Raw genomic sequence first — 12,701 nt, 5'->3', positions numbered from 1 at the left:
GCAAATATAAGGATTAATCGAGTATTCTAGTATCATAAGTAAATAATGAGGTGTTCATGTGAAGAAAAGTAGTAGATTGATTGCATTCTTACTACTGGTGATCCTTCTGTTCGCAGGTATGGGTCTTACATATAAGAATGTGATTAAGAATGTTAACTTAGGCCTTGATTTACAGGGTGGATTCGAAGTGCTTTATCAAGTTGACCCATTACATAAAGGTGATAAAATTGATAAAAATGCGTTGCAATCTACAGCGCAAACACTAGAAAACCGTGTTAACGTATTAGGGGTTTCTGAGCCTAAAATCCAAGTTGAAGATCCAAATAGAATTAGAGTTCAACTTGCTGGTGTAAAAGATCAGAAAGAAGCAAGAAAGATTTTATCATCACAAGCTAATTTAACGATTCGTGATGCTGACGACAAAGTTAAGTTAAGCGGTGCAGATATTAAGCAAGGATCAGCGAAGCAAGAATTTAAACAGAATACGAATGATCCTACAGTTACATTTAAAGTAAAAGATAAGAATAAATTTAAAAAAGTAACTGAAGAAATATCTAAAAAGCAAAATAACGTTATGGTTGTTTGGTTAGACTTCAATAAAGGCGATAGCTATAAGAAAGAAGCCGATAAAAAAGATCCTAAGTTCGTATCAGCGGCAAATGTTGATCAACCAATCAATTCAGATAGTGTAGAAATTTCTGGTGGATTCCATGGTCAAGAAGGCGTTAAAAAAGCAAAACAAATTGCTGAATTATTAAATGCAGGATCTTTACCGGTAGATCTTAAAGAAATTTATTCAAACTCTGTTGGTGCAGAATTTGGTCAAGATGCGTTAGATAAAACAATCTTTGCATCAGTACTTGGTGTAGCAGTCATTTATCTATTTATGTTAGGATTCTACAGATTACCAGGACTTGTAGCCATCATCGCATTAACAACATATATATATTTAACACTTGTATCCTTTAACTTTATTTCAGGTGTACTTACATTACCTGGTTTAGCAGCCTTAGTATTAGGTGTGGGTATGGCAGTAGATGCCAATATCATTATGTATGAACGGATTAAAGACGAGTTGAGAATCGGTAGGACGCTTAAACAGGCATACTCAAAAGCCAATAAAAGTTCCTTCTTAACAATCTTTGACTCCAACTTAACAACCGTAATTGCTGCAGCAGTACTGTTCTTCTTTGGTGAAAGTTCAGTAAAAGGTTTCGCAACAATGTTGTTATTAGGTATTTTAATGATATTTGTAACTGCAGTGTTCTTATCTAGATTACTATTATCATTACTAGTTTATTCTAATCTATTTAAGAAAAAATATTGGTTATTTGGTGTTAAAAAAGCAGATAGACATGATATCAGTGAAGGTAAAGATGTCCATGACTTAAAAACATCATTTGAAAAATGGAATTTTGTTAAACTAGCTAAACCATTGATTTCATTAAGTATTTTAATTGTAGTTGTAGGATTAGTTATTCTTTATATTTTCAAATTGAATTTAGGTATAGACTTCTCTGCTGGTACGCGTGTAGACCTACAATCTAAAGAAGCACTAACTCAATCCAAAGTTGAAAAAGTAGTGAAAGATGTTGGTTTAGACCCAGATCAAATTCAAATTAATGGTTCAGGTAATAAAAACGCGACTGTCCAATTTAAACAAGATTTATCACAAGCTAAAGATAACCAATTAAGTGATAAAATGAAATCTGAATTTGGTAACGCACCGCAAATTAATACAGTTTCACCATTAATTGGACAAGAATTAGCTAAAAACGCAATGCTTGCATTAGTTTATGCAGCTGTAGGTATTATTATCTATGTATCATTACGATTCGAATGGAGAATGGGATTATCTTCTGTCTTAGCATTATTACACGACGTATTTATTATCGTCGCTGTGTTCAGTTTACTTCGATTAGAAGTTGATTTAACGTTTATCGCTGCTATCTTAACTATTGTTGGTTATTCTATTAACGATACCATCGTTACATTTGACCGTGTTCGTGAAAACCTTCATAAGATTAAAGTGATTACTTCAGCTGAACAAATTGATGACATTGTTAACAGATCAATTAGACAAACGATGACACGTTCTATTAATACAGTTTTAACAGTTGTTGTCGTAGTTGTTGCAATTCTATTATTTGGTGCACCAACAATTTTCAACTTCTCATTAGCTTTATTAATCGGTTTAATTTCAGGCGTGTTCTCTTCCATCTTCATAGCCGTCCCATTATGGGGAATTATGAAGAAACGTCAATTGAAAAAATCACCTAATCAAAAATTAGTCGTTTATAAAGAGAAAAAATCAAACGATGAAAAAATCGTAGTTTAATCAATTTAAGGTTGAGCATTGATGTTGTATAATCTTTAAAAGATTTTGCAACAAAGTGCTCAACCTTTTTATTTTATTCGATTTTCGATATAATGGCATGTGGAAATGAGGAAGGTTACTTATGATTAAATCTAAATATAATTGGAATTTAAATAACCCAACTGAATATATATCAGATAGTATAGCTAAACGTTTAAAACTATCTCCTATAATCAAGAAAATATTAGAAAGTAAACAAATTATTGAAGAAAAAGACATTCAACAAACTCTAAATGGCATTGATATCAACCGTGATATTTCTTTACTTAGTGATATTGATAAAGCGATAGAACGTATCAATCAAGCTATAGATAAAAATGAGCGTATTTTAGTATATGGCGATTACGATGCTGATGGGGTAACTTCTACGACGATATTAGTACATACTTTACAAAAATTAGGAGCCCAAGTTGGATGGTATATACCGAACCGATTTACAGAAGGTTATGGTCCAAATGAAATGGCATTTCAAAATGCTTATGATGAAGGTATTTCATTAATCATCACTGTAGATAATGGTATACAAGGGCATGCTGAAATTAAAATGGCTCAAGAATTAGGTGTAGATGTCATTGTCACAGATCACCACGAAATAGGTAGAACTTTACCTGAAGCATATGCAATCGTACACCCAATGCATCCAGAATTTGATTACCCATTTAAATACTTATGTGGTGCAGGTGTAGCATATAAATTAGCTCAAGCGTTATTAGAAAATGTGCCAAATTATTTTAAAGCATACGCAGCTATAGGCACAATAGCAGATTTAGTTTCATTAACTGATGAAAATCGTTCAATTGTACAACATGGTTTGAAAGTCATGAATGACAGTTGTCCAGTAGCCGTTAAAGCTTTACTTAAACAAGCTGGTTATAACGATGACATTACTGAAGAAACAATAGGATTTATCATAGGTCCTAGATTAAATGCAGTTGGACGTTTAGAAGATGCTTCTTTAGCTGCTGAATTATTAATGTCTGATAGTGAAGATGAAGCTGAATTTTTAGCGGAACAGGTTGAGCATTTCAACCAAGAGCGTAAAGATATAGTTGCTCATATTACAGAAGAAGCATTAGCAATAGCTAAGGATTATGTCTCACAAGGACATCAATTTCTATTATTAGCCAAAGAAGATTGGCATGAAGGTGTTTTAGGTATTGTAGCATCGAAAATAGTGGAGACGTTTAGCTTACCAACATTAATTTTAAATATTGATCATGAACAAAATCATGCTAAAGGTTCAGCAAGATCGATTGAACAAGTATCCATGTTTGAAATTTTAAATGCCCATCAAGATTTAATTAGTAAATTCGGTGGACACCATATGGCAGCAGGGATGACTATGGATATTGATAATGTTGAAGCATTACGAAATGGATTAAATGAATGGATGGCAAAACTAAGTGAAACGACATCTCTTGAACCGAGTAAAAAGGTAGATGTTTTACTTAATGAATCAGATATTACAATTAAAAACATTAAAGATATTCAGAAATTAAGCCCCTTTGGCACAGATTTTAATTCACCATTATTTGAAATTCAAAATATGACTATACAATCTTTAAAGGCTATTGGTAAAGAACAAAATCACTTGAAGATGACATTAGGTGATTCTAATTTACCGGCTTTATTTTGGCAAAATGGTGCATATGTTACACAATTAGAAACTGGTCAACCAGTCAACTTAATTGGTAACTTACAAATAAATGAATGGAACGGGAATCAAACACCACAGTTCATTGTTCAAGATATAGCGATGGACAAAATGCAAATATTAGATTATCGAAGCAAAAGTAAAAATACTAAGTTCTTAAACAATGATCAAACAACAGCGTTTGTAATTCATTCTAAAGTTCAAAAATCTAATGACAATGAGTTCTTCTATGGAGAAGTTATACCAGGGGAATATGATAAAATAGTATTTAGAGATTTACCGAATACGCTTGATGAATTAAAACACACATTACAACAAACACAAATATCTCAAATTTATCTTGTATTTCAACATAAAACGTCTATTTATTTCGAAGGCATGCCAAGTATCAATTTATTCAAACAATGTTATAAAGCGTTAATTAATAAAAGAAAAATGAATCTAGCGACTGAAGGTATGATGTTGTGTGAATTTCTCAATATTAAAGCTAATTCATTAAAATTTATGCTAAAAGTATTTTTAGAATTAGGATTTATTAACGAAGATGATGGTATAATAACGATTGCGAGTCAACCAAATAAACAAGATATTGAATCTAGCCAATTTTATCAAGCTAGGTTATCAAGAATAGAAGTCGAAAAACTTTTATTATATGATGATTTCAAACATTTAAAACAATGGATTAAAACTCAATTGGGATATAGTAATTAGGAGGAAATAATAAGATGGATTTAAAACAATATGTTTCTGAGGTACAAGATTGGCCAAAACCAGGGGTCAGCTTTAAAGATATCACTACAATTATGGACAATGGTAAAGCATATGGATATGCTACAGACCAAATTGTTGAATATGCAAGAGAAAAAGATGTCGACGTTGTTGTTGGGCCAGAAGCACGAGGATTTATTATTGGTTGTCCAGTAGCATATTCAATGGGCATAGGGTTCGCACCTGTACGTAAAGAAGGTAAATTACCTCGTGAAGTTATTAGATACGAATATAATTTAGAATACGGCACTAATGTTTTAACAATGCATAAAGATGCTATTAAACCAGGTCAACGTGTATTAATCACAGACGATTTATTAGCAACTGGTGGGACAATCGAAGCGGCTATTAAACTTGTTGAAAAGTTAGGCGGTATCGTTGTTGGCATAGCTTTTATTATTGAATTAAAATATTTAAATGGAATTGAAAAGATAAAAGACTATGATGTTATGAGTTTAATTTCTTATGATGAATAATTTACAATTTTAAATTGAGTGAAATAATAATCATGAAGTACTAGTTCTCATTACTGATTAACAATAATGATGTTAATACAGTTTAAGTAGAGAACTAGTTTTTATTTACAAAAAATATTATTGATAGAGTTACAATCTAATTGTGATTCATTTATTTATTCCAAAAGTTGTAGTATCATGTAACTAATATTTAATTTTATTTCATAATCGTTAGCTTATCAGAGTCGTTAAAATTTGATAAACTAATTACAATTAATATTGATTTCACATTGAAACATCAAAAAATATTTTGAAATAATCAAAAGTGATAAAGCTAATCAATTACTATAAACTTTCTTAAGTAATGGGTAATAATACATAACATATGTAAAGAAATTTAAACATGAAAGTATAATCAATGAGTGGGGTGTCATATATTGAACAACGAGTATCCTTATAGTGCTGACGAGGTGCTTTACAAAGCAAAGTCCTATTTAAGCGAAAGCGAATACCAATATGTTTTAAAGAGTTATCATATTGCATATGAAGCGCACCAAGGACAATTTAGGAAGAATGGTTTACCATATATCATGCATCCTATTCAGGTAGCTGGAATTCTAACTGAGATGCGTTTAGACGGTCCCACAATCGTTGCAGGCTTTTTACATGATGTCATAGAAGATACCGCATATACATTTGATGACGTTAAAAAAATGTTTAACGAAGAAGTAGCAAGAATCGTAGACGGTGTCACAAAACTTAAAAAAGTGAAGTATCGTTCGAAAGAGGAACAACAAGCTGAAAATCATCGTAAATTATTTATTGCTATTGCTAAAGATGTCCGTGTGATTTTAGTAAAATTAGCTGACCGATTACATAATATGAGAACGTTAAAAGCTATGCCTAGAGAGAAACAAATACGTATTTCTAAAGAAACATTAGAAATATATGCACCTTTAGCACATAGACTTGGTATCAATACTATAAAATGGGAATTAGAAGATACGGCTTTAAGATACATTGATAGTGTGCAATATTTCCGAATTGTCAATTTAATGAAGAAAAAGAGAAGTGAACGTGAAGCTTATATTGACAATGCCATTGGCCAGATAGAAACAGAAATGGATAAAATGAGTATCGTTGGCGAAATAAATGGTCGCCCTAAACACATCTATAGTATTTATAGAAAAATGATGAAACAAAAAAAGCAATTTGATCAAATATTTGATTTACTAGCTATCCGAATCATAGTAAATACAATCAATGATTGCTATGCGATATTAGGTTTGGTCCATACACTATGGAAGCCGATGCCTGGTCGTTTTAAAGATTATATAGCAATGCCAAAACAAAATATGTATCAATCACTTCACACTACTGTTGTAGGCCCTAATGGGGACCCACTAGAAATTCAAATACGTACTTATGAAATGCATGAAATTGCTGAACATGGTGTAGCTGCGCATTGGGCATATAAAGAAGGGAAAACTGTAAACGAAAAAACACAGGATTTCCAAAATAAATTAAATTGGTTAAAAGATTTAGCTGAAACTGATCATACGTCTTCAGATGCACAAGAATTTATGGAATCACTCAAGTATGATTTACAAAGTGATAAAGTATATGCATTTACACCTGCAAGTGATGTCATAGAGTTACCTTATGGTGCTGTGCCTATTGATTTTGCATATGCTATTCATAGTGAAGTTGGTAATAAAATGATAGGTGCTAAAGTCAACGGTAAAATTGTACCAATTGATTATATATTACAAACTGGTGATATCATTGAAATTAGAACGAGTAAACATTCATATGGACCAAGTAGAGATTGGTTGAAAATTGTTAAATCATCTAGTGCGAAAAGTAAAATTAAAAGCTTCTTTAAAAAGCAAGATCGCTCTTCTAATATTGAAAAAGGTAAATTTATGGTTGAAGCTGAAATTAAAGAACAAGGTTTTAGAGTAGACGATATTCTTACCGAAAAAAATATCGATGTAGTGAATGAAAAATATCATTTTGCTAATGAAGATGATCTATATGCTGCAGTTGGTTTCGGTGGCGTAACTGCTATCCAAATAGTAAATAAGTTAACTGAACGTCAAAGAATTTTGGATAAGCAAAAAGCTTTAAATGAAGCACAAGAAGTGACAAAATCAGTTCCAATCAAAGAAGATATTATTACTGATAGCGGTGTATACGTCGAAGGATTAGAAAATGTACTGATTAAACTATCAAAATGTTGTAATCCTATACCTGGTGATGATATTGTAGGTTATATCACCAAAGGTCATGGTATAAAGGTACATAGAACCGATTGTCCTAATATAAAAAATGAAACAGAACGTTTAATATCAGTTGAATGGGTGAAATCTAAAGACTCAACACAACGTTATCAAGTCGATTTAGAAGTCACTGCATATGATCGCAACGGATTGTTAAACGAAGTATTACAAGCTGTAAATTCTACAGCTGGAAGTCTAATTAAAGTATCAGGTCGATCTGATATTGATAAAAATGCTGTCATTAATATTAGTGTCATGGTAAAAAATGTTAACGATGTATACCGTGTAGTTGAAAAGATCAAACAGTTAGGTGATGTATATACTGTTACAAGAGTTTGGAACTAGAACTTAAGAGGTGCAAAGAAAAATGAGAGTAGTTGTACAAAGAGTTTCAGAAGCTTCTGTTTCAAATAACAACATTCATAATGCTATTCAAAAAGGCTATTGTTTATTAATAGGATTTGGTAAAAACTCTACAGAAGCAGATGTACAAACAATAGCTAAGAAAATCGCGAATGCAAGATTATTTGAAGATGAAAATGACAAATTGAATTATAATATTCAACAAATTGAAGGAGAAATACTATCAATTTCTCAATTTACATTGTATGCCGATGTAAAAAAAGGTAATCGTCCTGGTTTTTCTGATTCAATGCCACCTGAGGCAGCAAATGAATTATATGAATTGTTTAACGAAGCACTTCGATCATATGGCTTGAACGTTAAAACAGGTGAATTTGGTACTCATATGAATGTAGACATTCAAAATGATGGTCCTGTAACAATCATATATGAGAGTCAGGATGGCAAAATGATATGAATAAAATAAATACATGGTTAACCAAACATGGTCTTATGAATCGACTAACGTTAATCGTTGTTATTTGTTTTGTACTATTTCTCATTTTATTATTTATGTTTTTAAATTATAATGATGAAGATAATGGTACAATCACTATAACTGAAAATGCTGAGTTGAGAACTGGACCTAATGCAGCTTATCCTGTTATTTATAAGATTGAAAAGGGAGATACCTTTGAGAAGATTGATAAATCGGGTAAGTGGATTGAAGTAAAGAATAAAGCTGGAGATGAAAAAGGGTGGGTTGCAGGTTGGCACACCAATTTAAATATCCATGCTGATAATTCTAAAAAATCCGCACCATTAAAAGGTAAAACAATTGTACTTGATCCTGGTCACGGTGGACGTGATCAGGGTGCTTCAAGTAACACATCCTCAAAGAGTTTAGAAAAAGTATATACATTAAAAACTGCTAAAGAGTTAAAAAGTTTACTTGAAAAAGAAGGTGCTCATGTTAAAATGACGCGTTCTAATGATACATATGTGTCTTTGGATGATAGGAATATCAAAGGAGACGCTTTTATAAGCATACATAATGACTCACTAGATTCCCCAAATGCGAATGGTGTAACTGTGTATTGGTTACAAGATAATCAAGAAGCATTAGCACAAACACTCAGCAGTAGCATCCAAAAGAAATCCCTCCTTACAAATAAAGAAGCCAGACAACAAAATTATCAAGTCTTGAGACAAACAAACATACCAGCAGTATTATTAGAACTAGGTTATATCAGTAATCCTACAGATGAAGTAATGGTACGGGACCAACTACATAGACAAGTTGTAGAGGAAGCTATCGTTGATGGATTAAAACAATATTTCTCATCATAGAACTTGCAAATCAAATGAAAACTCGTTATCATTATAAATGAATTATAAATAGTAAACCGATTGTATTCTTGAAAGAATAGACGAAAGAGGTAGTATATATTTATATACGTAGAAATGTAATCCATGAGGCTGAAAGATTACGCTGAGTAGTTTATTTCTTTGAACACAAGAAAAGGTGCTTTATTTAAAAGTAAAGCCGGCTAACGTACGTTAAACGTTTTGAGTGGATTTGTGACGTTAGTAATGTCCAAATCAATTAGGGTGGCAACACGGATTTTCGTCCCTTGTATAGTATTTAATGCTATGCAAGGGCTTTTTTATTCACATTTTTAAAAAGAAAAAGAAATGAAAACCCTTGAGTATTAGTAAAGGAGATAAAATATGATAAAAATTCCAAGAGGAACGCAAGATATATTACCAGAAGATTCAATCAAGTGGCGATACATTGAAAATAAATTAGACCAATTGATGGAAATTTATAATTATCAAGAAATAAGAACACCTATCTTTGAGAGTACTGAACTTTTTGCTAGAGGTGTTGGTGATTCAACTGATGTTGTACAAAAGGAAATGTACACATTTAAAGATAAAGGTGACCGTAGCCTAACATTAAGACCCGAAGGTACTGCTGGTGTAGTTCGTTCATATATTGAACATAAAATGCAAGGAAATCCTAATCAACCAGTTAAGTTATATTATAATGGTCCAATGTTTAGATATGAACGTAAACAAAAAGGTAGATATCGACAATTTAATCAATTTGGTGTTGAAGCAATTGGTTCTGAAAATCCAAGCATTGATGCTGAGGTTTTAACAATGGTAATGCATATCTATCAATCATTTGGGTTAAAGCACTTAAAATTAGTGATAAATAGTATTGGAGATAGTGACTCTCGTAAAGAATACAATGAAGCATTGGTTAAACACTTTGAACCAGTAATTGATGATTTCTGTCAAGATTGTCAGTCTAGACTACACACTAATCCAATGAGAATCTTGGACTGTAAGGTTGATAGAGACAAAAAAGCTGTCAAAAATGCACCACGTATTACGGACTTCTTAAACGAAGATTCTAAAGCATACTACGAACAAGTAAAAAAACATTTAGATGATTTAGGAATTCCATATGTAGAAGATCCTAATCTTGTTCGTGGTTTAGATTATTACACACATACTGCATTTGAATTGATGATGGATAATCCAAATTATGATGGTGCAATTACAACCTTGTGTGGTGGTGGTCGTTATAATGGCCTACTTGAATTGTTAGATGGACCTAGCCAAACAGGTATCGGTTTTGCATTAAGCATTGAAAGATTATTGTTAGCATTAGAAGAAGAAGGCATTGAATTAGATATAAAAAATGACTTTGACTTATTTATCGTTACTATGGGAGAACAAGCAGATCGTTATGCAGTTAAATTACTTAACGAATTACGAAAAAATGGCGTAAAAGCTGATAAAGATTATCTTAATAGAAAGATTAAAGGTCAAATGAAACAAGCAGATCGTCTAAATGCAAATTATACTATCGTAATTGGTGATCAAGAATTAGAAAACAATCAAATTGATATTAAAAATATGGAAACTGGTGAATCTGAATCAATTCAATTAGACCAAATTGTTGATTATTTTCACAAATAGAGAGGAAGTTTTGAAATGAGTAAAAGAACGACATACTGTGGTTTAGTCACAGAAGATTTATTAAATGAAAAAGTAACATTAAAAGGTTGGGTACACAATCGACGTGACCTTGGTGGATTGATATTCATCGATTTAAGAGATAGAGAAGGCATTGTGCAAATTGTCTTTAATCCAGATTTTTCACAAGAAGCATTAAATATCGCTGAAACTGTAAGATCTGAATATATTGTTGAAGTTCAAGGTGTAGTAACTAAACGTGACGCTGAAACAGTAAATCCTAAAATTAAAACAGGTCAAGTAGAAGTACAAGTTTCAAATATTGAAATTATCAATAAATCAGAAACACCACCATTTTCAATAAATGAAGAAAATACCAACGTAGATGAAAATATAAGATTAAAATATAGATATTTAGATTTACGTCGTCAAGAACTAGCACAAACTTTTAAAATGAGACATCAAACAACACGTTCAATTCGACAATATTTAGATGATAATGGATTTTATGACATTGAAACACCGGTGTTAACTAAATCAACACCAGAAGGTGCCAGAGACTATTTAGTACCTTCACGTGTTCATGATGGAGAATTTTATGCATTACCACAATCACCTCAATTATTTAAACAATTGTTAATGATTAGTGGGTTTGATAAATATTATCAAATCGTTAAATGTTTCCGTGATGAAGACTTACGTGCAGATCGTCAACCAGAATTTACCCAAGTCGATATTGAAATGAGCTTTGTAGACCAAGAAGATGTTATGGCTATGGGTGAAGAAATGTTACGTAAAGTCGTTAAAGATGTCAAAGGTATTGATGTGCCTGGACCATTCCCAAGAATGACTTATGCTGAAGCAATGAGCCGCTATGGTTCTGATAAACCTGATACACGTTTTGACATGGAATTGATTAATGTATCTCAATTAGGTCATGATATGGACTTTAAAGTGTTTAAAGATACTGTTGAGAATAATGGTGAAATTAAAGCAATCGTGGCTAAAGATGCTGCTGATCAATACACACGTAAAGACATGGATGCTTTAACTGAGTTTGTAAATATATATGGTGCGAAAGGTTTAGCATGGGTTAAGGTTACTGATGAAGGTTTAACAGGTCCAATTGCTCGCTTCTTTGAAGATAAAGATACAGAACAATTAAAATCATTAACAGAAGCATCATCTGGGGATTTAGTCATGTTTGTTGCTGATAAACCAGATGTTGTAGCACAAAGTTTAGGTGCATTACGTATTAAACTAGCTAAAGAGTTAGGCTTAATTGATGAAACAAAATTAAACTTCTTATGGGTAACAGATTGGCCTTTATTAGAATATGATGACGAAAGTAAACGCTATGTAGCTGCACATCATCCTTTCACATCACCTAAAAAAGAAGATATTGAGAAATTAGATTCAGAGCCTGAAAATGCACAAGCGAATGCCTATGATATCGTATTAAATGGTTATGAATTAGGTGGCGGTTCAATCAGAATTCATAATGGAGAATTACAAGAAAAAATGTTTGAAGTACTTGGTTTTACTAAAGAACAAGCACAAGAACAATTTGGTTTCTTATTAGATGCATTCAAATACGGTGCGCCACCACATGGCGGTATCGCATTAGGATTAGACAGATTAGTGATGTTATTAACTAACCGTACAAACTTAAGAGATACAATTGCATTCCCTAAAACTGCATCAGCTACTTGTTTATTAACAGATGCACCTGGTGAAGTTTCAGAAAAACAATTAGAAGAATTATCATTAAGAATTAGCCATTAGTGTACCTAAGCGTTAATTTCTTGTGAATATGTCTAAATGTTGTCTGA

8 protein-coding genes are annotated in these 12,701 nt (G+C 32.1%); all 8 read left to right on the top strand.

The window, feature by feature from the left end; genetic code table 11:
• Window positions 1-58 precede the first annotated feature (58 nt).
• Entirely contained in the window at window positions 59-2,338 is a 2,280-nt protein-coding gene (gene secDF / locus ACJQQZ_RS05250) for a protein translocase subunit SecDF (RefSeq protein ID WP_124227810.1), read from the top strand.
• A gap of 121 nt (window positions 2,339-2,459) precedes the next feature.
• The gene (gene recJ / locus ACJQQZ_RS05245) at window positions 2,460-4,742 is read left to right on the top strand and encodes a single-stranded-DNA-specific exonuclease RecJ (protein WP_145505335.1); all 2,283 of its coding nucleotides are present in this window, start codon (window positions 2,460-2,462) and stop codon (window positions 4,740-4,742) included.
• A gap of 14 nt (window positions 4,743-4,756) precedes the next feature.
• Window positions 4,757-5,275, top strand: a complete 519-nt coding sequence (locus tag ACJQQZ_RS05240; RefSeq protein WP_002451806.1) for an adenine phosphoribosyltransferase — start codon at window positions 4,757-4,759, stop codon at window positions 5,273-5,275.
• Window positions 5,276-5,691: 416 nt separating this feature from the next.
• Entirely contained in the window at window positions 5,692-7,881 is a 2,190-nt protein-coding gene (locus ACJQQZ_RS05235; RefSeq protein ID WP_124227807.1) for a RelA/SpoT family protein, read from the top strand.
• Window positions 7,882-7,903: 22 nt separating this feature from the next.
• Complete coding sequence (gene dtd / locus ACJQQZ_RS05230) at window positions 7,904-8,356, top strand: D-aminoacyl-tRNA deacylase (protein ID WP_124227806.1); 453 nt, start codon at window positions 7,904-7,906, stop codon at window positions 8,354-8,356.
• On the top strand, window positions 8,353-9,228 hold the full coding sequence (locus tag ACJQQZ_RS05225; protein ID WP_002451809.1) for an N-acetylmuramoyl-L-alanine amidase family protein: 876 nt from the start codon (window positions 8,353-8,355) through the stop codon (window positions 9,226-9,228). Before dtd ends, ACJQQZ_RS05225 begins: the two co-directional genes overlap by 4 nt.
• 381 nt (window positions 9,229-9,609) lie before the next feature.
• Entirely contained in the window at window positions 9,610-10,872 is a 1,263-nt protein-coding gene (gene hisS, locus ACJQQZ_RS05220) for a histidine--tRNA ligase (protein WP_124227805.1), read from the top strand.
• A gap of 15 nt (window positions 10,873-10,887) precedes the next feature.
• Window positions 10,888-12,654: an aspartate--tRNA ligase gene (gene aspS, locus ACJQQZ_RS05215; RefSeq protein ID WP_124227804.1), complete on the top strand. Its 1,767-nt coding sequence runs from the start codon at window positions 10,888-10,890 to the stop codon at window positions 12,652-12,654.
• The last annotated feature ends 47 nt before the right edge of the window (window positions 12,655-12,701 follow it).

The organism is Staphylococcus sp. KUGN1 (assembly GCF_045984185.1).
Classification (GTDB): Bacteria; Bacillota; Bacilli; order Staphylococcales; family Staphylococcaceae; genus Staphylococcus; species Staphylococcus warneri_A.
This window is presented reverse-complemented; position numbering and strand designations above follow the sequence as displayed.